We start from the raw sequence: 24,431 nt of genomic DNA, 5'->3' as shown, positions 1-24,431 counted from the left end.
CTAAGAATGTTTTAGCAATCGCAGTGTACTTTCCCAGTCTCAATCCACTATAACTCTGCACATAAAAATGGAGAAGATGGAAATCCTCTTCTCCAAATATTAACTTCTTTACAAACCAACTATAGTTGACAAAGAACCTAAAATCAATTGATAACACAGAGTCAGGTCGGTCAACTCCTTCAACTGTAGCCCTGTCAATTCTTCCCACTTATCAATCTTGTATTGGAGAGAATTGCGGTGCAGATAGAGTTTCTGGGCTGTTTTAGTGAGAACAGCACTATTTTCCCAAAGAGAGAGGATGATTTCCTGAATCTGATCTTGATCCAAAATCATCTGGTGTAGACATTCCTTGATTGGCTTCAAGTCTACAATTCTTTCCCCCATACTCCAAAGATAGAGTTGTGAAAAGGTATGAACACCTTGGTGACCCTGACGCCACCAAGTCTTAAACAAATCCCGCTCCGCTTTAATCAAGTCTGATAGGGCTTGATAGCCTGTCTGAGACCAAACCTGACCCAACATGATTGACAGACGAAGTCCAAAGTCATACTCAACCGCTTCAATCGTATCACTTAAAATAGCTCGTACAGAGGTGTATTTGTCTTGTTGAAGCACGAAAACATAATCCTGAGCTCCGACCTGAAGCACCGTCTGACAGTTGGGAAAAAGAGTCCGCATCATATCTAGCCAAGAAGCCAGATTTTCCTGCTGAAAATAGGAAAGATGACAATAAACCAGCTGAATTTTTTTAAAAGATTGCGGTGCCTGACCCTTGCCCTCAATCAGATAGGAATACCAAGGATTGAGCGAACAAGCCTGCTCCTGTTGGGTCAAGAGGGCAACCAACTGCTTTTCACGCTCACTGAGACCAGATTTCTCCAGCAAAATCCACTGCTGAGAAGCTAAAGGGAGCGTGAGATAACCCTCTTTCTCTACTGGCTGGTCTGAAATCTGAGCCTCAGGAAACCAGTCTTGTAGTTCTTTTGCCATCATGTCCTATCCCTCCACTTTTTGGATGCACCACGAAATCAAGCTCTCAAGACGTTCCAGATTTTCAGTCATATGGAGATAGCCCATCACTGCTTCAAAACCTGTGGACATACGGTAGGTCACCACATCAGCATTTTTAGCTTTGGTATGGCTATTGGTATTGCGACCACGTTTGTAGATTTCCTCTTCTTTTTCCGTCAGGACTTGCTCCTCTAACATAAGGGAAATCAGGCGGGCCTGAGCTTTGGCCGACACATACTTGGTCGCCTCTTGGTGAAGTTTATTGGGCTTGGTCATGCCTTTGAGGATGAGGTGACGGCGAATATACATAGAATACACCGCGTCCCCCTCAAAAGCTAACGCAATCCCGTTAATGAGATTGACATCAATCACGTGTCCACCTCACTCCATCTTTGGTGTCAAGGAGCTTAATCCCTTGAGCAGCCAATTGGTCACGGATCTGGTCCGCTGTCGCAAAGTCACGATTAGCACGCGCTTCTTGGCGTTTTTGGATCAAGTCTTCAATCTCTGCATCCAAAACTTCCTCAACAAAGACAATTCCAAAGACTTCCAACATATCCGCAAGAGCTTCCTTAACACTTGCATCATAGTTACCTGAGTTAATCCATTTGGCCATTTCAAAGACTACTGTAATACCATTAGCAGAGTTGAAATCCTCATCCATAACCGCTACAAACTTATCTTTAAAGGTTTGTAACTCTTGGGCGTCCACATTTCCTGTAAATGGTTGCTCATAAGTGTTCTTCAGATACTTGAGATTAGTCTCTGCATCATGCACTGCCTTTTCTGTAAAGTTGATTGGTTTACGGTAGTGCTGGGTCGCAAAGAAGAAACGAAGTACTTGCCCATCAAGAGTTTTAAGAGCATCATGGACTGTGATAAAGTTGCCCAAGGACTTAGACATCTTGACATTGTCAATATTGACAAAGCCATTGTGCATCCAGTAGTTAGCAAAAGTCTTGCCTGTTTTAGCTTCAGATTGGGCAATTTCATTGGTGTGGTGAGGAAACTCTAGGTCAGCTCCACCACCGTGAATATCAATAGTATCGCCCAAAATCTCTGTTGACATAACCGAACACTCGATATGCCAGCCCGGACGACCAGGTCCCCAAGGACTGTCCCAAGAAATCTCGCCTGGTTTGGCAGATTTCCATAGGGCAAAGTCTACAGGATTTTCCTTGCGAGCTGTTTCTTCATCGGTACGACCTGAAGCACCCAGCTCCAAGTCTTCCAAGGTCTTATTAGCCAATTTGGCATAGTTGTGAGATTTTTCCACACGGAAATAGACATCTCCTTGACTCTCGTAGGCAAAGCCTTTTTCAATCAAATCTTCCACAAAGCGGATGATGTCAGCCATAAACTCCACCACACGCGGATGGCGGGTCGCAGGTTTGACGCCCAAGGCTGTCACATCCTCACGAAAGGCAGTGATGTACTTGTCCGCAACCTCCTGAGGCGTGATGCCCTCTTCCTTGGCACGGTTGATAATCTTATCATCTACATCTGTAAAATTGGAAATATAGGCAACCTCATACCCACGGTACTCAAAATAGCGACGAACCGTATCAAAAGCCACTGTTGAGCGGGCATTCCCCACGTGGATATAGTTGTACACAGTTGGCCCACAAACATACATCTTGACCTTACCGTCCTCAATCGGGACAAATTCTCGCAAATCACGAGACATGGTGTCATAGATTTTAATCATAAATCATAGTCAGGAAATCCAAAATCCAAGAACAATTAGTTTCATTACTAAGAGTTCAATTGAATTTCAGTCCGAATGTCTCTACACTTCGGAATCCCTTGCTCCTTTCTCATTCAGATAAACCACCTGAGTCTGTTTGACAAAGCCAATTTTTTCATACAAGCGCTTGGCACCTACGTTGCTATCCTCTACTGCAATCTGAAATTCCTTGTCATTTTGCTCAATTAGTTGGTTAACGATGGATTTTGCTAAGTAGCTTCCATAGCCTTTTCCATGTTCAGGTTCAGATATTGCTAAACCGTAGAAGTAATTCGTATCGCTCGATAAATCAACCGTGCAAGTCCCAATAACCTGACCGTCTTTTAATAAAATATATAAGCGACTTTCTGGATCTTTCAGAGCTTCAGAGACATATCTATCCACAACTTCTCTCGATTCATGTTCCTCTGAAAATGCCTGAAATTTTAACTGACTAATTTGATCCTGATACGAACTATCTGCTAACAAAACTTCAAGATGGGAAATGGTTGCTAACGGATAAGGTTTTCTATCCTTACCTAACCAAGTTTCTGTATCCTCGTCCTCGACCAATCCCCAGTTGCTGACAAAATCAGGATGGCGATCTAGAAAAACACGCTCTGTCTGAAAAGTAACTGAATGAATCGGAAAAGAGGCTGTTTCTCTCTCAAAACTAGTAAACAATGCACGCGCAATTCCCTGACAGCGACGATCTGGATGAACCAGTATCGTCACTTCTACATCTTGGTCATCAGCATAGACAGTTAAGAGACCAACAAGTTCGCCTTTTTCATAATAAAGGAAAAAGGCGGGCATGTTTGGGTCAAAATTAAGCATGTTAGAGAGATAGGGATCACGATAGGTACCGTCATAGTTTTGGCAACAGTTAATTAGTTTTTTCGCCTCAGATAACTCCTCTTGGCTTAACTTGTTTCTTGCTTGAATCATATAGGTATCCTCTACAAACCAGACGATCTGTGACTTGCTTCTTTAGCCTGCTCGAGTTTATTGACATAATACTCTCGTTTTTCTTCGACTTCGTGAATAACAGGCTCATCTTTCTTACCATGAAGACGGACAATCTTGGCCGGAATACCGACAACCGTCACATCACTAGGTACATCTGCTACGACAACTGCTGCAGCACCGACCTTGGCATTTTCACCGATTTCCACTGGTCCGATAACTTGGGCATGTGCTGATATAAGGGCACCCTGACGAACGGTCGGATGGCGTTTGCCACAGTCTTTTCCTGTCCCACCAAGAGTTACTCCGTGGTAAAGCATAACACCTTTTTCAACAATCGCTGTCTCTCCAATCACCAGACCAGAACCATGGTCGATAAAGACACCTGAATCGATCTGAGCTCCTGGATGAATCTCAATCTGAGTCCAAAAGCGCCAAAACTGACTATGCATACGAGCTAAGAGCTTAAAGCCATGCTTCCAGAGAAAATGCGAGAGACGGTGGGCCGCCAAGGCCTTGACACCTGGATAAGTCAGCAAAACCTCCAAAGTGGTGCGGGCCGCTGGATCATTTTCTTTTACGATATCAATGGTTTCGCGCCACCATCCCATACATTTCTCCTTTTCTTATTCTGAATCTTTTGGTGTTTCTGTAAATTCTTTCTTAGGTTTGTGATCCTTGTGATGACGTGGGCGGTGAGGACGCTCTGATTTTTCACCTTTTTCATCACGTTCAGGTTTTGGAGGACGAGGAAGAAGGGCTTTCATAGAAGCATCCACACGTCCTTTTTCATCAATCTTGATAACCTTAACATCAACTTCATCCCCGATTGCTACCAAGTCTTCGACATTATTGGTACGCGTCCAAGCCATCTCAGAGATATGAACAAGGGCATCTGTCTTATCAAAGAGGTTAACAAAGGCACCAAATTTCTCGATACGAACGACTTTAGCACGGTAAACTTCATCTACTTTGGCTTCACGGACCAAACCAGCAATAATTTCTTTAGCACGGTTAATAGCATCTTGGTCGCTAGAGTAGATAGACACATTTCCTTCTTCGTCGATATCAATCTTAACGCCTGTTTCAGCGATAATCTTGTCGATGGTTTCTCCACCCTTACCGATGACAATCTTGATCTTGTCCACATCAATCTTGATGGTATCAATTTTCGGAGCAGTTGGAGCCAATTCTGGACGAACTTCTGGAATGGTTGCTTCAATCACATCAAGGATTTCAAAACGCGCTTTCTTGGCTTGGGCAAGAGCTTCCGTCAAAATTTCTGCAGTGATCCCTTGGATCTTGATGTCCATTTGAAGGGCTGTAATCCCATCACGAGTACCAGCAACCTTAAAGTCCATGTCTCCAAAGTGATCTTCCAAACCTTGGATATCTGTCAATACTGTGTAGTTATTTCCATCTGAGATAAGTCCCATGGCAATCCCTGCTACTGGTGCCTTGATTGGCACACCACCAGCCATAAGGGCAAGAGTTCCCGCACAGATAGAAGCTTGAGATGAAGAACCATTTGATTCCAAAACTTCTGCTACTAGACGGATAGCGTATGGGAATTCTTCCAAGCTTGGCAAGACTTGAGCAAGGGCACGCTCACCAAGAGCACCGTGACCGATTTCACGACGACCAGGTGCACCGTAGCGTCCAGTTTCCCCTACAGAGTATTGAGGGAAGTTATAGTGGTGCATAAAGCGTTTCTTGTACTCAGGGTCCAAACCATCAATGATTTGAGTTTCACCCATTGGGGCCAAGGTCAAGACTGAAAGAGCCTGAGTTTGTCCACGAGTGAAGAGACCAGAACCGTGCACACGAGGAAGGAAGTCAACAACCGCATCCAAAGGACGGATTTCATCGACCTTACGGCCATCAGGACGAACCTTGTCTTCTGTGATCAAACGGCGCACCTCAGCATGTTCCATTTGTTCCAAGATTTCAGCCACATCACGCATGATACGGTCAAATTCTTCATGGTCCGCATATTTTTCTTCATAAACAGCAGTCACTTGGTCCTTAACTGCTTGAGTTGCAGCTTCACGAGCCAATTTTTCTTCTACTTGGACAGCTTTTTGGAGGTCGCTGTTGTAGGCTGCGATAATTTCAGCCTGCAATTCAGCATCCACATGAAGCAATTCAACTTCTGCTTTTTCCTTACCTACTGCAGCAACGATTTCTTCTTGGAAAGCAATCAATTCTTTGACTGCTTCGTGCCCTTTAAGGAGCGCTTCCAACATGATCTCTTCTGATAATTCTTTGGCACCAGATTCTACCATGTTGATGGCGTGCTTAGTACCTGCTACTGTCAATTCAAGAAGAGAACGCTCTGCTTGTTCTTGACTTGGGTTGATAATGATTTGACCATCTACATAGCCCACTTGCACCCCAGCGATTGGGCCGTCAAATGGGATATCTGAAATAGAGAGTGCCAAGGATGAACCAAACATAGCTGCCATTGGTGCAGAGGCATTTTCATCATAAGAAAGAACCGTGTTGATGACTTGCACTTCATTACGGAAACCTTCCGCAAACATAGGACGGATCGGACGGTCAATCAAACGCGCTGTCAAAGTCGCATCCGTTGAAGGACGTCCTTCACGTTTCATAAAGCCACCAGGAAACTTCCCAGCCGCATACATTTTTTCTTCGTAGTTGACTTGAAGAGGGAAGAAATCCCCAGTTGCCATTTTCTTAGACATCACGGCAGCAGTCAAGACAGTTGACTCACCGTAACGCACAACAACAGAGCCATTTGCTTGCTTAGCAACCTGACCAGTCTCTACAATTAACTCACGACCCGCAAAAGTCGTTTGAAACACTTGTTTTGTCATTTTAATCCCCTTTGGATTGATGAAATTATACGCCTTGCCTACAAAAATCAAGATACTAAGCCGTTAAGCAACTCAAAGGAAAATAGAAAATCGGACGACGGAGCGACTGATCCTAGGCAGATTTATCTTTTTCCACAGAGTTGTAGGCGTGTTCAGTTATACAAGATACAAATCATTAGAAAGGTTTGATGCTAAAGCATCTAATCCTTTCACGCTAATCGCTATCAGGCGATTAGCTAAATGCTTTACTAACTCTCTCGTCAAATGATATCGATTTGACTCGTTCGTGTCGCTCAAACTAAATACTGAAAAGAACAAATTATGAAAAAATTTCTGTCATAAAATTGAGAATTGACAAAGCCTTTGAAACCTAAATACCCTCATCTTTGTATCAAGTACGTACAGAGTCTATTTTATCATATTTTTCTTAAAAAGTGCGGTCTTTACCATTAAAAAGGAACCATTCCCCTCACCTGAGAAGAATGGTTTACTTTTTATTATCTTAGAGACTGGTGATTAAACAAGGCATGGGTTGCTTGATGGATGTATTTTGCTGTATCCGCATTATTCATGGTGTAGAGATGCACACCGGCAACATCCTGAGTTACCAAGTCCACGATTTGGTCCACTGCATAGGCAAGTCCTGCTGCTCTGAGCGACTCAGGGTCATGCTCATACTTGTCTAAGATAGCTTTAAATTTGCGTGGAAGATGGATATTCTCACAAGTCTTCAAGAGACGGAGAGCCTGATTTCGATTCAAAATTGGCATAATCCCTGCATGAATGGGAACATCAATCCCAGCCAAGATGCACTTGTCTTGGAAATCATAGAAGCGCTCATTATCAAAGAAAAGCTGAGTTACGAGGCTCGAACAGCCTGCATCCACTTTCTTCTTAAGATTTTGAATATCTGAAATCTGATTTGGCGAATCTGGATGCCCTTCTGGATAGCAAGCTCCGACAATATCAAAGTGAGGGGCTTGTTCCTTGATGAACTCAATTAAGTCAGTTGCGTAGCGAAAATCCTTTTGCGGCTCTACATCAGGGATAATATCCCCACGAAGAGCCAATATTTTCTGTACCCCAACCTTGTCCAAGTCGGCAATGGTTTCAGCAACCTTGTCCTTAGTCAAATAGATAGCTGGCAAGTGAGCAATAGTCGGAATCGCCAAGTCATTTTGGATAAAGTCAGCCAAACGAACCGTCGTTTCCTTGATATTAAATTTATTATTGCTGGCAGTCACACTGATAAAGTGGGGAGCCAACTCCTGCATATCTTGAAGAGCAGAAATAATGTTATCATTACCCACAGCTGGGTTTGGAGGGAACACTTCAAATGAGAGTGACGGTGTTTGGCGTGACATATGTAATAACCTTTTCTAGTTGATTTCTTTTTGAACAACCATTGTATGGAGAGAAATCTAATCTTACAATTTCTCACGCGCAGCTTTAGCTGCTTCAACAAGGCGGATCAAGCTTTCTTTTGTTTCTGGAATACCACGTGTTTTCAAACCACAGTCAGGGTTGATCCAAACTTTCTTGCTTGGCACTTTAGCAAGAATGGCTTCGATTGTATGGTCGATTTCGCCTTCATTTGGCACACGAGGTGAGTGGATATCGTAAACCCCAGGTCCCACTTCTGTTTGGAAGCTTTTCGCTTTGAGTTCGTCCAAGATTTCAAGGTTTGAACGGCTAGCTTCAAAGGAAATAACATCTGCATCCATGTTGTCGATAGCTGGGATGATATCTGTAAATTCTGAGTAACACATGTGAGTGTGGATTTGAGTATCTGGCGCTACTGTTGAGTGTACCAAGCGGAAGGCAGGAATTGCCCAGTCAAGGTAGTCTTCGTACCAGTCGCTACGACGGAGTGGCAATTTTTCACGAAGAGCAGCCTCATCGATTTGGATGATTTTCACACCAGCAGCTTCAAGGTCCAGCACTTCATCCTTGATAGCAAGGGCGATTTGAAGAGTAGAATCCTTGATAGAGATGTCTTCACGTGGGAATGACCAGTTGAGGATGGTAACAGGTCCAGTCAACATACCCTTAACAGGTTTGTTTGTACGACTTTGTGCATAGCTAGACCATTTGACAGTGATAGGGTTAAGACGAGTTACATCACCCCAGATGATTGGTGGTTTAACTCCACGCATACCGTATGATTGTACCCAACCATTTTTAGAGAAGAGGTAACCTGACAAGTTTTGGCCGAAGTACTCAACCATGTCATTACGCTCGAACTCACCGTGAACAAGGACATCAAAGTCGATATCTTCTTGCCATTTGATCCATTCGTCGATCGTTTCAGCAAGGAAAGCGTCGTACTCTTCTTGAGACAATTCACCTTTACGGTAAGCCAAACGTTTCGCACGAACTTCTTTTGTTTGAGGGAATGAACCAATCGTTGTTGTTGGAAGAGCTGGAAGTTTGAAAGCTTCTTCTTGAATAGCTTCACGTTCTGCAAAGGCTGGCAAACGAGTGTAGTCTGCGTCTGTCAAGCCAGCGATACGCGCACGAAGTTCCGCATTAACACCAACACGCTCAGTCGCAAAGAGTTCTTTGTTAGCTGCAAGTGCTTCTTCACCTTGACCGTTGCGGATAGCATCCAAATCACGGATTTCATCCAATTTTTCAACTGCAAAGGCAAAGTGGTTCAAGATAGCTGGTTCAAATTCTTCATTAGCAGTTGTAAATGGCACATGAAGAAGTGAGCATGAGCTTGTCAAGACAATGTTTTCAGCTGGGATTTGCTCAAGAACAGCCAAGCTCTTTTCGTAATTGTTGCGCCAGATGTTTTTACCATTGACAATACCTGCATAAAGAGTCTTGTCAGCTGGGAAACCACCTTTAACCAATTCAAGAGTTTTCTTACCTTCAACGAAGTCAAGACCGATGGCATCTACTGGCAAGTTTACAAGGTCAGCGTAAACGTCACGAACGTCTCCGAAGTAGGTTTGAAGCAAGACTTCAAGACCTTTTTTGTCAGCCAAGAGTTTGTTGTAAAGGTTCAAGAAGAGAGCTTTTTCTTCAGCTGTCAAATCTTTTACAAGAGCAGCTTCATCCAATTGGATGCGAGTCGCACCAAGTTCTGCCAATTTAGCAAAAACTTCTTGGTAAGCAGCCACTAAGCTATCTACGAAGTCTTCTGCTTTCACACCTTCTTCAAAGTCTGACAATTGAAGGAAAGTGAATGGACCTACAAGAACTGAGCGAGTGTTCAATCCAAGTTCTTTTGCTTCTTGGAACTCATCAAAGATCTTGTGACCTGCAAGTTTGACTTGAGTGTCTTTTTCAAATTTAGGAACGATGTAGTGGTAGTTAGTGTTGAACCATTTCTTCATTGGAAGAGCACGAACGTCCCCTTTTTCTCCTTGGTAACCACGACCCAAAGCGAAGTAGCGCTCAAGGTCAGACAAGTCCAAATTTTGAACTGAAGCAGGTACCACGTTGAAGAGGAAGGCTGCATCTAGGAAGTTGTCATAGTGAGAAAAATCATTTGATGGAATTTCAGTGATGCCTTTTTCTTTGACAATATTCCAGTGTTTAGCACGCAAGTCTTTTGCTGCTGCAAGGAGTTCTTCTTCTGATATTTCTTTTCTAAAGTATTTTTCAGTTGTAAATTTTAATTCGCGGAATTCGCCCAAACGAGGGAAACCGATGATTGTAGTTGACATGATGTGTCCTCCAAAATTTGTTGTTGAAACTATCTTAACAGAAAAGAAATCATCTGTATAATTGTAAAAAATTAGGCTTTGATATAGTTTGAAACTATATCTCTATTTTAGACAAAAGAAAAAGACTTGAGACAAGTGCCTCAAATCCTTTGTGTAACTTGTTTTTTAACTATATTTCAGTTAGACGGTTCAAACGCGTTATTAGTAATTCTTATAAGTGACTATGGCTTGTTATTAGAAAAGATTATAACTGATTCTAGTCAACTTTTCCCCTGTTCGAGTGGGACGACTGCTAGTGTCTTTCCTAAACTGGCTAAAACTTTCAAGACTGTATCCAACTGAGGACTAGTCTTTCCTGTTTCCATTCTAGATATTACAGGCTGGCTTACTCCACTAAGTTCTTCTAGCTTTTTCTGGCTGATTCCTTGCTCATGTCTGGATTCAATCAACTCACTCATGATAGCCACTCGCATATCACTTTCAAGGATTTCCTCCTTGGTAAAAAGTTCTGACCGGACATCCTTCCAATTACTCCCGATAGCACTATTCTCCATCTCTTAACCCTCTTTCTTTTACGTCTATGTATTTTTTGAAAAAACGAGCGAATTATAATTCGATAGATTGACCAGCGGGTTTAAAGTTGGGACTAGCTTGTTTCTTAAGCGCTTTTCCTTTTCTAGGATAAAGCAGATCCTGTTTTGACAATCCTAATTTTCCATGATGAATCCAATAGTAAATGGTTGAAATCCCCACGTTAACCCCTTTAGCCATCACCATCATTTCAGGCGAAAATTTTTGGTTATGATAGTGGAGAATCTTTTCCTTTAGTTCCTTGGTCAAGCTTGATTTCTTGACCGAGCGCTTGTGATTGTTTTCATAAGACTGTTGAGCATAGTCGGCAGAATAAACCTCTTTGAAGCGCCCTTTTCCGAGACATTGTCGGACTGTCCCACGCTTGATTTCAGTGTGGATAGTTTGAGGAGCTTTTCCAAGTAGAGAGGCAATTTCTCTATTTGATTTGCCTTCTTTTTTCCATCGTTCGATTAAGCGACGGCTATCGATTGTCAAATGTTTGGCTTTTGTAGTATAATTGTCTTGCATTTCTGTGCCTTTTAATTATTTCAATCTTAAATTGGACTTTTTTACTTGGGTTGTACTTAATCTATGAGGAAGACAAGAAAAAGAATATCAATCAAGTAAAGTCACAAAGTCACATTAGCTCCGAGCAACCATTGCAAATTGAGGTACTCATACAATGATTAAAACATTTCTTTCTGCCCTTTCTGTCATTCTCTTCGCTATCCCTATCATAGCTTATTCTTTTTTCCCATCTTCTAATCTTAATATTTGGCTATCTACCAGACCTATCTTGGCACAGATTTATGCCTTCCCCTTAGCTACTGCAACTATGGCTTCTATTTTAAGTTTCGTATTTTTTTCCCTATCTTTTTACAAGAAAAATAAACAAATACGGTTTTATTCTAGCATCTTGCTCTTATTATCGCTCATATTACTATTATTCGGAACAGATAAACCCCTTTCTTCCGTATCAAATAAGACTAAAACCTTAAAATTAGTAACTTGGAACGTCGCTAATCAAATAGAAGCACAACATATTGAGCGAATTTTTAGCCATTTTGATGCCGATATGGCTATATTTCCTGAACTAGCTACCAATATCAGAGGTGAGCAAGAAAACCAGAGAATCAAACTATTGTTTCATCAAGTTGGACTTTCTATGGCCAACTATGATATTTTTACTTCTCCACCTACTGACAGTGGAATAGCTCCTGTGACTGTGATTGTCAAGAAAAGTTATGGTTTCTATACAGAAGCTAAAACTTTCCATACAACACGTTTTGGGACAATTGTATTACATTCGAGAAAACAAAATTTACCAGATATCATTGCTTTGCATACTGCTCCTCCTCTGCCAGGTTTAATGGAAATCTGGAAGCAAGACTTAAACATCATCCATAATCAACTGGCTTCAAAATATCCAAAGGCTATTATTGCAGGTGATTTTAATGCAACTATGCGTCATGGAGCGCTTGCAAAAATAAGCTCTCATAGGGACGCATTAAATGCACTTCCACCTTTTGAAAGAGGAACTTGGAATAGCCAAAGTCCAAAACTTTTTAATGCAACAATAGATCATATTTTATTGCCTAAAAACCACTACTATGTTAAAAATTTAGACATTGTAAGTTTTCAAAACTCTGATCATAGATGTATTTTTACAGAAATCACATTTTAATTATTTTATACTCTTCGACAATCTCTTCAAACCACGTCAGCGTCGACTTACCTTAGACATATGGTTACTGACTTCGTCAGTCTTATNNCCTACGGCTAGCTTCCTAGTTTGCTTTTTGATTTTCATTGAGGATTATATAAAATTCCCCCTCTAGTGTTCATAAACCAGAGGGGGAATTTGTATCCTACTATCGTTTAACGCACTTCTGCATTGACTTTTTCTTCAAGTGATGCTTGGATTTTTTCCATGTAGCGTGCGACTTCTTCGTCCGTTAAGCTGTCTTCTGGATTTTGGAAGGTCAAGCTATAAGCCATTGACTTCATACCAAGTCCCAATTTTTCTCCTGAGAAGACGTCAAAGAGTTTGATATCTGTCAAACGTTTCACACCGGCAACTTGGATAGCATCTACAACTTCTTGGTGAGTCACTTCTGCCTTGAGAAGGAGGGCAACGTCACGGCTAACTGCTGGGAATTTAGTGATTTCCACAAATGGAGCAGCAGGTTGAAGAGCAGCCTCGATGGCTGAAAGGTTGAGCTCAGCTACATACGTTTCTGGAATATCGTAGGCCTTGGCAGTGACTGGATGCACTTGGCCAAGGAAACCAAGAACTTGGTCACCGAGTGAAATCATAGCTGTACGACCTGGGTGGAGGCTAGCAATTTCAGATGTTGCTGTATAAGTTACTTGGAGTCCCAAACGAGCAAAGAGGGCTTCAAGGATTCCCTTAGCATAGAAGAAATCAACTGGAACTGCTGCTGTTTGGAAATCTTTTTCAGCAACCAATCCTGTCAAGGCAAAGGCAAAACTGTTGATTTCATTTGGAAGTTCTTCTTTTGGATTGCCTGTTTGTTCAAAGACTTTTCCTATCTCGTAAAGAGCCAAGTTTTTGTTCTTACGAGCCACGTTGTAGGCAACAGTATCAAGGATACCTGAAACCATATTTTGACGGAGGACAGAACGGTCCACTGTCATTGGCCACATGAGTTCAGTAAGGTTACTTGGTTGAGCCGTAAACTCAACTGCTTTTTCAGGAGTTGTTAGAGCATAGGTGATGATTTCTGTCAAACCTGCTCCTTCAGCAATCGTACGAACTTGGCGACGGAGTTTTTGTGTGGCAGTCAATTCACCAGCTGTACCATCGTCTTTTGGAAGGCTGGTTGGCAAGCGGTCATATCCATAGATACGAGCGATTTCTTCAAAGAGGTCCGCTTCGATGGTGATATCCCAACGGCGACGTGGGACGCTGACTGTAAAGCTGTCTGCATTTCCAGAAAGACCAAAGCCAAGACGACGGAAGACGTCTTCTACATCAGCATAAGAAAGCTCAGTTCCAAGGACACGGTTAACGTCTGCAAGAGTTGAAGAAACTTCCACATCAGAGATATCAAGTTCACCCGCTGAAACGATGCCCTTACGAACCGTCGCACCTGAAAGTTCTGCCATCATGCTAGCTGCCGCATCAAGGGCTTCGTTAACAGTTGCCACATTGATACCTTTTTCAAAGCGAGAAGATGACTCAGAACGAAGATTGAGACGTCCGCTAGTCTTGCGGATTGATTTTCCGTTGAAGACTGCAGCTTCAAGGACGACACGACTAGATTTCTCAGAGATTTCTGTTGCTTGACCGCCCATGACACCTGCAAGGGCTACTGGCTTGTCTGCGACAGTGATAACTAAGTCATTCATGTCCAAGTCACGTTCTTCACCATCTAAAGTCACCAATTTTTCACCAGCACGCGCTTCACGCACACGGATGTCTGTCCCTTCAAAGGTATCCAAGTCAAAGGCGTGCATAGGTTGACCAAAGTAGAGAAGGATATAGTTGGTCACGTCCACTACGTTATTGATTGGACGGATACCTTCATTCATAAGAATGTTTTGCAACCATTGTGGACTTGGTGCGATAGTCACATTGTCCAAGATACGAGCGGCATAGTAAGGCGCCTTGTCTGTCTCAATGCCCACAGAAAGAGCATCTGCTGCAGCTTGGTCAGTTTCTGTTAGAGTAAATTCTTTAAAGTTGACCGCCTTGTCATAGATGGCTGCCACTTCGTGAGCCACCCCACGCATAGAAAGGGCATCCGCACGGTTGGGTGTGATAGAAAGTTCGATGATTTCATCATCCAAGTCTAGATATGAGAAGACTTCATCCCCAGGAACGGCATTTTCCGGCAAGATTTGAATGCCATCTGCAAATTCCTTAGGTACAACGGAGTCAGAAATTCCCAGTTCACCAAGTGAACAGATCATCCCAAGTGACTCAAGACCGCGGATTTTCCCTTTTTTGATCTTGTAATTGTCAGCGATGCGAGCTCCTGGAAGAGCCACCATAACCTTGATACCAGCACGCACATTCGGTGCACCACAGACGATTTGACGGGCTTCTTCTTCGCCAACGTTAACCTGACAAACATGGAGGTGAGTTTCTGGCACATCTTCACAAGACAAGACCTCACCGACGACAATTTTTGAGAGACCAGCAGCAGGTGATTCGACACCTTCTACCTCGATCCCTGTAGTTGACATTTTTTCAGCCAACTCTTGTGATGGCACATCAATGTCCACCAATTCTTTTAACCATTTATAAGATACAAGCATAATTTAATTCTCCAGAATGACAGTTGTCCCTCTGGTTCTTTTCCTTTCCTATCATTTCAATAGAAGAATCCTCTTCTTACCTTAATTTCTTTTTCAGCAACCAATCCGTATCTACTTTTTGACCAACCATAAAATGATGTTGGCTAAATTTTTCAAAACCATATCGGTTATAAAACGCTTGAGCTTTTGTATTATGCTCCCAAACACCTAGCCAAGCCCAAGAAAAACTATTTTTTGTAGCAAGTTCAAGAGCAAATTCAAACAGTTGCTTACCGAATCCAAATCCTTGGAATTTTTGTAGCACATAGAGGCGTTGAATTTCAAAAGCATCCTCTAATTCTCTCTCAGTTTGAGCACTTCCCCAGTTGACCTTGAGAAAACCAGCTATCTCCTCTTCATGCATAATGAAATAGGTTTCGGAGTCAGGATTTCCCAACTCAGTTAACAAAGTTTTCAGACTATAAGCCTCTTCAAAGTATTCCTGTAACTGCTCTTCCGTATTATCATGGGTAAATGTTTCACGAAAGGTTTGTTTGGCTATGTTAGCCAACATCTCAACATCTGCCATTTCTACTTTTCTAATCATTATTTAAACTGTTCTGAGAAGCGGACATCTCCTTGGTAGAATCCACGGATATCGTTGATTCCATAACGGAGCATAGCTACACGCTCTTGTCCAAGACCAAAGGCAAATCCAGAGTAAACAGTCGCATCGATACCACTCATTTCAAGGACACGCGGGTGAACCATACCGGCCCCCATAATTTCGATCCAACCTGTTTTCTTACATACGTTACAGCCTTCTCCACCACACTTGAAGCAAGAAACATCCACCTCAACAGATGGCTCTGTGAATGGGAAGTAAGATGGACGCAAACGGATTTGACGCTCTTCACCGAACATTTTTTGGACAATCAACTGCAGGGTTCCTTGAAGATCTGCCATAGAGATATTTTTCCCAACAACCAAGCCTTCAATTTGGTGGAACTGGTGACTGTGAGTCGCATCGTCCGTATCACGACGGAACACACGCCCTGGCGAGATCATCTTCAAAGGACCTTTAGAAAAATCATGGGCATCCATAGCACGCGCCTGAACTGGAGACGTGTGGGTACGGAGCAAGATTTCTTCAGTGATATAGAAAGTATCCTGCATATCACGAGCTGGGTGGTCTTTTGGAAGGTTCATACGTTCAAAGTTATAGTAGTCTTGCTCTACTTCAAAACCATCCACGACTTGGTAACCCATCCCAATGAAAATATCTTCGATTTCTTCACTGGTTTGTGTGAGGACATGACGGTGACCAGTCGCAACAGGACGACCTGGAAGTGTCACATCGATACTTTCGCTAGCCAGTTGAGCCGCGACTTTCTTTTCTTCCAAGAGCTTAGCTGTTTCTTCAAAAGCAGCTGTCAAGACATCACGAGCTTCATTGACGTGTTTCCCAATGATTGGACGCATCTCAGCAGAGACATCTTTCATCCCTTTGAGGATTTCAGTGAGCGAACCCTTTTTACCAAGGACAGAGACACGCAAATCTTGCATCTCTTTTTCATTTTCAGCAGAAATCTGCTTCAAGCTAGCCAGCGTTTCTTCACGAAGCGCTTTTAATTGTTCTTCAATAGTTGACATAATTCCTCCATCAGTCTCTCGTAGATAAAAAGAAAACCACATGCCAAAAACTCCACTCGGAGCGTTGACACGCGGTACCATCCGTTTTCATCTGACAAGTCAGACCTTCATTTCTAAATCCATGCGCAAGTGAATTCACCCAGCTTTCATATAGAGAGCTTGCAGTCACGGCTCTCCTCCCTGATATACTTCCCTTGAGTTACTAGTCTTGCGGATTTCTATTCAATTACTACTTAGTTTATCAGATTTTTACCATTCTTGCAAGACCTATCTCACTTCTGCTTGTTAGCTTATTCTTATCTAACTTTATAGCGGATTGAAATAAGATGAGAACAAATCGATTGGGAAAGTAAAATTAATTTCTATAAATGTTTTAGCAATTGTTTCGTACTATTTTAGATTCAGTCTACTATATATAACCAATCTATCCTAAGTTAACTATTTATAATCGGCTCTCTGTAACAAAATTAAATTAATTAATCCCCCTATAAAATAAAGAGGTTTAGAATTTGATGTCTTCCAAATCTCTTTATTTCATATTTAATGAGATTTTGCCTTAACCGTGATAATAGTTAGTCATCAATAAAAAACTATTTGAATAAGGATTCTCCATTTGATTCAATCACTTCTTTATACCAAGTAAAAGACATTTTCTTATATCGATTTAATGTACCACTTCCATCATCGTTTCGATCAACATAAATGAGACCGTACCTTTTAGAAAGTTGTGCAGTGGACATAGAAACACAGTCAATACATCCCCAAGACGTATAGCCCATAATTTCAACACCATCCTGTAGAGCTTCAGCTACTTGCAATAAATGTTCTTTCATATACTGAATTCTATAATCATCTTGGACGGTTAAGTTATTAAATTCATCTTTTATTAGTTGATCTTTAGCACCTAATCCATTTTCTACTATAAATAATGGGATTTGATAACGGTCATAATATCTATTTAAAATTATACGTAGTCCAATTGGATCAATTTGCCATCCCCACTCAGAAGACTCTAAATAAGGATTTACTAAACCACCAATAATATTCCCTTCTCCTGAATTATACTGTGTTGGAAGAGCAGATTGAGTCACACTCATGTAATAGCTAAACGATAAAAAATCTACAGTATAATTTTTTAATAACTCTGTATCTTCAGCTGCAAACTCTATGTTAATGTCATGTTCCTTAAAATATCTTTTTGCATAATTCGGATAATAACCTCTAACATGCACATCTGAAAATAGATAATTTAGATTCTCATACTCATGAGTCGCCCATACATCTTTTGGATTTGGAGTCATTGGATAAGCTGGCATAGCTAATACCATACATCCCACCTTAAACTCTGAATTAATCTCACGAGCAATTTTTGTAACCAAACTCGAGGCAACTAATTCATGATGTATAGCTTGATATAATTCTTGTTTCGAAAGATTCTCCTTAGGTATATCTATTCCTCCACTAGTAAATGGTAATTCCAAAACAGAGTTTACTTCGTTAAATGTAAGCCAATATTTAACTTTATCTTTATACCTTTCTAAAACTGTTCGAGCAAATTTTTCATAAAAATGAATCATTCTCCTATCAACCCATCCATGATATTTTCTTGCTAAATATAATGGAGTCTCATAGTGTGAAAGAGTTACAAGTGGTTCTATCCCGTGAGCATGTAGCTCATCAAACAATTCATCATAATATTTCAAACCAGCTTCGTTAGGTTCTTCCTCATCTCCTTTTGGAAAAATTCTACTCCATGCAATAGAAGTACGAAAAACATTAAAGCCCATTTCAGAAAACAAGGATATATCTTCCTTATATTTATGATAAAAATCAACACCTAACAGTTTTAAGTTATCTTCTGTAGGATTTTCTGTTGCTTCTCCTAATCCACCTTTGGGTAACACATCCTGAACTGATAATCCCTTACCATCTTCATTATATGCTCCCTCTACTTGATTAGCTGCAACAGCTCCACCCCAAAGAAAATCATCTGGAAAAATGGCCATAACTTTCCTCCATTATAATATTACCAGTAATTCCTTAGAATGCTCGATTGTCTGATTATTAGGTAATACTAATACATCTAGAAAATCGTTGGTATTCGTTACAATTACTGGTGTAACTGTTTCGTAGCCTTTACTCTTGATTAAATTTAAGTCCATTTCAAAAATCAACTGATTTTTGAAAACTCTGTCTCCTTCTTCTACATGACTAATAAAACCTTGACCTTTTAGCTCAACAGTATCTAATCCAATATGAATTAGTAACTCAACACCTTCATCACTCTTCAATCCAATTGCGTGCTTAGTCGGAAAAATATTTGTAATTTCCCCATCGAATGGTGCATAAACCTTACCCTCATTTGGGATAATCGCTACTCCGTCTCCAATAAGTTTATCTGAAAATGTTTTATCCTGGACATCACTTAACGGAATGATTTCTCCTGATATAGGAGAAAATACCATTTTTTTATTTGAAACTCTAGCCTCAACTTCTAAATGGCTAGAACTCTCTTCTTCATCGATTCCAAATATATAAGCCAAGACAAAGGTAATAACAACAGAAATGACCGCCACAATTAAAGCATTTACAATATTTGATGGTACATCAGAATAAATAAATTGAGGCAACGCTATCAAAGATGGAACAGCAAATAGATAGGCTTTAACACTAGTAAGACCTGCAAATAATCCCGCTAATCCACCACCAATCATAGCTGCATAAAGTGGTTTTTTATATTTTAAAGTCACACCATATAATGCAGGTTCGGTAATCCCTGCAAGTAAGGCTGAGAAACCTGCTGCAAAAGCAATTTGTTTTGTATTATTATTTTTACTCTTTAATGCAACAGCCATCGAAGCAGCTCCTTGAGCTAAGTTTGACCCTAACATTGCTGGAAGAATTAATACGTCTGGAGTAGCAATAGATGCCGCCAAAAAAATAGGTGCAAAAGCCCAATGCATTCCAGTCATAACAATAAATGGCATAATAGCACCAAGAATAGCTAATGTAAGCCATCCAGCTACACCATACATTTGCCCAACTAGATTTGATAATCCTTGACCAACAATTACTCCAATAGGTCCGACTACAACTAAGGCAATACAGCTTGATACTAATAATACTAGCGTAGGTTGCAAAAAACTCTTAGTAACAGCTGGTGTTAATTTAGCAATCATTTTTTCAATATATTTCATCAACCAAACCATAATAAGAATTGGAATGACTGATGAACCATAACTAGCTGGTGTCACAGGTGCACCAAATAAACTAAGAGGATTCCCTGATTGCACCATTTGAACAAAATTTGGATGGAGAAGTACACCTGCTACAGACATAGCTAATGTAGATGTTACTTTTAATTTTTGTGATGCAGAATAAGCTAATAACAGCGGTAAGAAATAATATGGAGCATCCCCAAAAAATGTCAAAAAAGCAATAGTCTGAGAATCTGATTGCAATATACCAAGCATTGGTAAAATGATTACCAAGACTTTCAACATACCTCCCCCTAACATTGCTGGAATGATTGGAGTCATGGAACCAGCGATATATTCAATGATTCTTTCTAAAATATTCCCTTTGTGCCCTTGATCAACTGAATCTGTTTCAAAATTGCCAAGTTTAATGAATTCTTTATAATAATTGGCTACATCATTACCAAGTATAATTTGATATTGCCCATTCTTTTTCATAATACCTATTACACCTGGTATCTTCTTCACATCATCATCATTGACTAAATTTTCATCTTTTAATTCTAATCTTAAACGTGTTACACAATGGGTAACTCTATTGACATTTTTTTCGCCTCCAATTACATCGAGGATTTTTTGTACCGTATCTTTATAACTCATGGTATTCTCCTATTCTATTAATCTAAATTTTTTGTTAAGCGACGAATATGAGCCATCAAATAAACTAATTCACTAGAAGTCAGCAAATAATTGTACTCAGTTTGTATAAACATTGCCACCTGTTTACCACATTCATATTCCCTAGGATATTTATTTTTCATTAATGCTAACAAGTCTTCATCATCATCGTCACAATAAGTTGTATTTTCAACCAAACGATGGGCAAATAATTTTATATGAGTTATGAATCTATAATAATCAATAGAATCTTGGTTAAACTCAGTACAATAGAAATCTTGAATGATTTTCTCAATTCCCATAATTATTTCAGTGATTTTATACGACTCTTGAAAATTATTTTCTAAATTAGCATTAACAAAATGTAGCGCTATGAATGCAGCTTCGTCAATTGGAAGTTCAATACCTAACTCTTTTTTTATTATTTGTAAAGCCCTTTTCCCAAGCTCAAATTCTTCTTTATAATATTTCGAGATTTCCCAGCGTAGGGGATTCGAAATAATAATCCCTTCTTTATAACGTTCTATGCTCGAAGAAATATGATCCGTTAAATTAATATAGATAATTTCATCAAAATTATTACCCAATGTTATTTTACCTAGATTAATTATTTTTTCGGTGATGTACACCAACTCCAAAGGAACGTTAATAAACATCTCTGTAAAACGGGTCATATTATCTCTATTTTTGAGAAAAAAACTTTTCTCAATATCAATTGGATTTACTTTATCTCCAATTTTTCTTCCAAAAGCTATTCCCCTTCCAAAAAGAAGAATATCGATATCTTTTTTACTTTGCGCAATTACGGCATTGTGGTTTAGTATTCGTTTTATGATCATAAAATTTCCCTTTTAAAATAAAAGGAACCTACTTAAAAACATCAAGAAACTTCTTCCGATGTGATTAAATAGGTTCCTGCTCACTTGTATTAGTGATAACATCCTTTTATTTCAATTTTTAATGGTGACATGAAGCTTAAATAATTAATAACTCTGTAACCATTTTCATTTTAAGATATTTCAATCTATTTGTCAAGTACTTGTAGAAATTTTTTTATTTTTTTATTTTGTGTGATTCGAATGTGATAATGGCAACAGTCTCACTAAAGAAATGAAAATCATACATAGAAATTTTTAAAAATTTTCTCTATCGTAAACCTGCCACTAGTTCAGAAACTATACTAGCTGATTCCAAACGTAATATGGTCACTTCATCTACCTTCCCTAATAATGGCATTGCACCATACCAAACAATGGTCTTGTTTACCAAAAGAATAGGCGTGACTATTTTTGATTGAGTAAAAGACACTTTAATTTTCTGGCTCTTCATCTGGTCTATCCATGTTTTATTTGCAACCGTCTCTGGTATACATATCTCAATTTGACTAATCCTAAATTCTTTTAGAAAATTCATCAGTTTTGTCTGGTGCACATAAGGTAAAATAAGCATACATTCCTGTCTTTCCCCTGCCAAGTCCTCTCTCAACACCTTCTCATATCTACTATCAACATAAACGAATTGTTTCTCCTCACCCTCGATGACACGATAATCCATCTTTCGATAAGCTACTTGTCGTTTCTGAAACATCTTTTCTAAATAAGGAACATGAATATCCACATAATCGAAAATCCGCACCAAAGACTTATCCTTGTAGTTTCTATGAATCCGACCTGCATACTGAATCAAATTATTTTTCCAAGAAAAGGGCGCTGCCAAGATAAGCGTGTCTAGCTGAGGCAAGTCAAAACCTTCGCCAATGTATTTTCCAGTAGACAACAAAACAAACCCTTTATCTAGCTGTTCTAATGTCTTCAATAAACTTGTTCTCTCTTGGACTTTGGTTTTTCCGCTAATAATGTAACAGTCATCAACCTCTTTCTCTTTCAATAACTTTTCAAAGACATCTATCTGTTGAATTCGATTGACTAGAACCAAGATATTCCGCCCTTCTGTCACTTGGTCTAGAATATCCTTGAGAATCATCTGATTCCTCACTGAGTCTGTCGCAATCCAATCACTAAGCTGTATAAAATTACTTGCTTTGGTCTTTTCAATCTCCAAATGACCAAAAGAAGTGAATCTTAATTGCAATTGCCGTTTAAAATCCGTTTCCCTCTTATCAGCAGTATGGAGTATCTCACCAATTCTCTGAAAAACAATAGGTTCATGACCATTCTTACGTTCAGGCGTAGCCGTCAAACCGTAAAGATACTTCCCTCTAAACTGTGCCACAACTTTTTCAAACATCAAAGCAGACACGTGATGACACTCATCCACAATCATCATCTCATACTTATCCAAAAGACTTTGACTATTTTCCAACTTAAATAGAGATTGGATCATAACGACATCAACCAGTCCACTCAGCCATTTCTTAGTCCCACCGTACTGCCCAACATAGCCTATTACCCTTTCACGACCTGATGCCGTATAACGGGTAGCTTCTTCCTCTTCGAAAGTCAAAAAATGGTTTAAACGATCCAGCCATTGGTCTAAGAGTTGCCTATTATGGACTAGAATAATTGTTTTGGTCTTACGTTCAGAGATGAGAGCAGCACCTAAAACGGTCTTCCCAAAACCAGTCTCCGCATGGAGTAAACCATTTTCTTTGGAAATCATATCTGACAGGGCTAACTCTTGCTCAAAAGTGAGTTCTCCCTTAAATTCCACTCTAATAGACCTCTGTACCTTTCTCCTATCTTCCACAGATACCTGCTTAAATTTATCTTGCAATGGATACAGTAAACCTCTTGGTAGCCATAAATAATGATCGGATTCTCCAAATAAATACATTCGCTCAGAAATTTGATAGGTTGGTTGTCGCATAGCCTGCTTTAAATAAAATTCGGGATTAGAAAATGAAGCCATATTTTTCAAGAAAAAAAGTGTCTTGGGTGTCACAGACGATTTTTCAAGTTGGATCATATTGGATAAGATGACCTTCAACTCCTTATCCAATTCTTGCTTCCCTAACTCCTCTTGGATTAACAGTGCCACTTTAGCAGTTGAAACCCTCTGAATTTCTTGTAAATACCTCCATTGGTCTTCATAAGGCTGAAACTGTTCATCCACAAAGACCGTTCGCCCTTGATGATAAGCTTCTCCTTGAAAAGGCAAGGCAATCAAATTACCAAATCCCCCCTTAGGAAGAACATCCTGATTTGGAAACATGCGATCAAAAGAATCAAAGGACAGTTGCATACTTTCCTGCATAGCCAATTCTAATAGTTTCTTTCCAAACAAGCGAGCTTCTCGACTCGGAATCGCTTCCTCAAAGAAGAACCAAATATGGAGTCCGTGACCCGAACGAGAAATCTCTAAATGGGCTTCCATCTGGCGTTCCCTGGCTATTCTTCGAATGGCTAAACCGGCTTCTTTCCAATCACTTTCATCCAAATCCAGTACCAAAAAATAACAGCTATCATCTAAGTGCATAGGAAAGATACCGATAGCTGTCTCCCCACGAAAATGAGATTTCAAAACGGAATCCGTTAATGTCTGGAAACTCCGTTTTTCAGGCGGCAACTGCTTCCAACCATAATCATAGGATGGAAAATACTGAATTTTCCCTTGATCATTGATAAAACTCTTAGCATAAACATCATAACGGCCAGCAAACACAGAGGTAAACAATTGTAATTTTTCTTGCGTCGTCAAGTGACTACTTTGAAGTTGGAACATCTCCTCGAACTGAGAGCGTTCCATCACAAACTGACTCTTGTCTTTAAGACGTTTACACAAGAAAAACTCACTATCCCCATTAAAAGAAGAAAAGACATCAAGTACTTCTACCACAATTCCATCCAAAGACACAAAAACAGCCATAAGAGTCACCTCCTTGATTCCT

At 40.1% G+C, this 24,431-nt stretch carries 17 protein-coding genes and 1 pseudogene; 1 reads left to right on the top strand and 17 read right to left on the bottom strand.

Annotated features, from left to right (window positions below; translation table 11 throughout):
• Positions 1-108: 108 nt before the first annotated feature.
• The 10 genes and pseudogenes from HT725_RS03940 to HT725_RS03895 form a co-directional block, all read right to left on the bottom strand.
• Positions 109-993 carry a PucR family transcriptional regulator gene (locus HT725_RS03940; RefSeq protein WP_173253108.1) on the bottom strand — a complete coding sequence of 295 codons (885 nt, stop codon included), beginning with the start codon at positions 991-993 and terminating at the stop codon, positions 109-111.
• A 3-nt stretch (positions 994-996) separates the two neighbouring features.
• Positions 997-1,383, bottom strand: coding sequence for a Mini-ribonuclease 3 (locus HT725_RS03935; RefSeq protein ID WP_000567927.1), 387 nt, complete (start codon positions 1,381-1,383; stop codon positions 997-999).
• Positions 1,376-2,719: a cysteine--tRNA ligase gene (gene cysS / locus HT725_RS03930; protein ID WP_173253107.1), complete on the bottom strand. Its 1,344-nt coding sequence runs from the start codon at positions 2,717-2,719 to the stop codon at positions 1,376-1,378. Before cysS ends, HT725_RS03935 begins: the two co-directional genes overlap by 8 nt.
• 81 nt (positions 2,720-2,800) lie before the next feature.
• Entirely contained in the window at positions 2,801-3,685 is an 885-nt protein-coding gene (locus tag HT725_RS03925) for a GNAT family N-acetyltransferase (protein ID WP_164226398.1), read from the bottom strand.
• An 11-nt stretch (positions 3,686-3,696) separates the two neighbouring features.
• Entirely contained in the window at positions 3,697-4,314 is a 618-nt protein-coding gene (gene cysE / locus HT725_RS03920; RefSeq protein ID WP_164226399.1) for a serine O-acetyltransferase, read from the bottom strand.
• A gap of 15 nt (positions 4,315-4,329) precedes the next feature.
• Positions 4,330-6,543 carry a polyribonucleotide nucleotidyltransferase gene (gene pnp / locus HT725_RS03915; RefSeq protein WP_042751586.1) on the bottom strand — a complete coding sequence of 738 codons (2,214 nt, stop codon included), beginning with the start codon at positions 6,541-6,543 and terminating at the stop codon, positions 4,330-4,332.
• A gap of 497 nt (positions 6,544-7,040) precedes the next feature.
• Positions 7,041-7,907, bottom strand: coding sequence for a methylenetetrahydrofolate reductase [NAD(P)H] (metF, locus tag HT725_RS03910; RefSeq protein ID WP_173253106.1), 867 nt, complete (start codon positions 7,905-7,907; stop codon positions 7,041-7,043).
• A 63-nt stretch (positions 7,908-7,970) separates the two neighbouring features.
• Entirely contained in the window at positions 7,971-10,220 is a 2,250-nt protein-coding gene (metE, locus tag HT725_RS03905; protein ID WP_173253105.1) for a 5-methyltetrahydropteroyltriglutamate--homocysteine S-methyltransferase, read from the bottom strand.
• A gap of 260 nt (positions 10,221-10,480) precedes the next feature.
• Positions 10,481-10,774 (bottom strand): helix-turn-helix transcriptional regulator, encoded by a 294-nt coding sequence (locus HT725_RS03900; protein ID WP_173253104.1) that lies wholly within the window; start codon positions 10,772-10,774, stop codon positions 10,481-10,483.
• A 58-nt stretch (positions 10,775-10,832) separates the two neighbouring features.
• Positions 10,833-11,321 (bottom strand): annotated as a pseudogene (locus tag HT725_RS03895) (IS30 family transposase); the annotation flags it as partial.
• A gap of 154 nt (positions 11,322-11,475) precedes the next feature.
• Here HT725_RS03895 and HT725_RS03890 point away from each other — a divergent pair.
• Positions 11,476-12,477 carry an endonuclease/exonuclease/phosphatase family protein gene (locus tag HT725_RS03890; RefSeq protein ID WP_173253103.1) on the top strand — a complete coding sequence of 334 codons (1,002 nt, stop codon included), beginning with the start codon at positions 11,476-11,478 and terminating at the stop codon, positions 12,475-12,477.
• A gap of 194 nt (positions 12,478-12,671) precedes the next feature.
• On the opposite strand, the gene pheT is transcribed toward HT725_RS03890, so the two are convergent.
• From pheT to HT725_RS03855, 7 genes are all read right to left on the bottom strand, one after another.
• Positions 12,672-15,077, bottom strand: coding sequence for a phenylalanine--tRNA ligase subunit beta (gene pheT / locus HT725_RS03885; protein WP_173219843.1), 2,406 nt, complete (start codon positions 15,075-15,077; stop codon positions 12,672-12,674).
• 76 nt (positions 15,078-15,153) lie between these two features.
• Entirely contained in the window at positions 15,154-15,663 is a 510-nt protein-coding gene (locus tag HT725_RS03880) for an N-acetyltransferase (protein ID WP_173219840.1), read from the bottom strand.
• On the bottom strand, positions 15,663-16,709 hold the full coding sequence (gene pheS, locus HT725_RS03875; RefSeq protein ID WP_049524320.1) for a phenylalanine--tRNA ligase subunit alpha: 1,047 nt from the start codon (positions 16,707-16,709) through the stop codon (positions 15,663-15,665). Before pheS ends, HT725_RS03880 begins: the two co-directional genes overlap by 1 nt.
• Positions 16,710-17,299: 590 nt before the next feature.
• The gene (locus HT725_RS03870; protein WP_173219837.1) at positions 17,300-18,715 is read right to left on the bottom strand and encodes a glycoside hydrolase family 1 protein; all 1,416 of its coding nucleotides are present in this window, start codon (positions 18,713-18,715) and stop codon (positions 17,300-17,302) included.
• Between the two features lie 12 nt (positions 18,716-18,727).
• Positions 18,728-20,566 carry a beta-glucoside-specific PTS transporter subunit IIABC gene (locus HT725_RS03865; RefSeq protein ID WP_061631243.1) on the bottom strand — a complete coding sequence of 613 codons (1,839 nt, stop codon included), beginning with the start codon at positions 20,564-20,566 and terminating at the stop codon, positions 18,728-18,730.
• A gap of 17 nt (positions 20,567-20,583) precedes the next feature.
• The gene (locus HT725_RS03860) at positions 20,584-21,423 is read right to left on the bottom strand and encodes a PRD domain-containing protein (RefSeq protein WP_061631244.1); all 840 of its coding nucleotides are present in this window, start codon (positions 21,421-21,423) and stop codon (positions 20,584-20,586) included.
• A gap of 307 nt (positions 21,424-21,730) precedes the next feature.
• Positions 21,731-24,409: a DEAD/DEAH box helicase family protein gene (locus HT725_RS03855; RefSeq protein WP_173219834.1), complete on the bottom strand. Its 2,679-nt coding sequence runs from the start codon at positions 24,407-24,409 to the stop codon at positions 21,731-21,733.
• Positions 24,410-24,431 lie beyond the last annotated feature (22 nt).

It is taken from the genome of Streptococcus sp. 2579 (assembly GCF_013277195.1).
GTDB lineage: Bacteria > Bacillota > Bacilli > Lactobacillales > Streptococcaceae > Streptococcus.
This window is presented reverse-complemented; position numbering and strand designations above follow the sequence as displayed.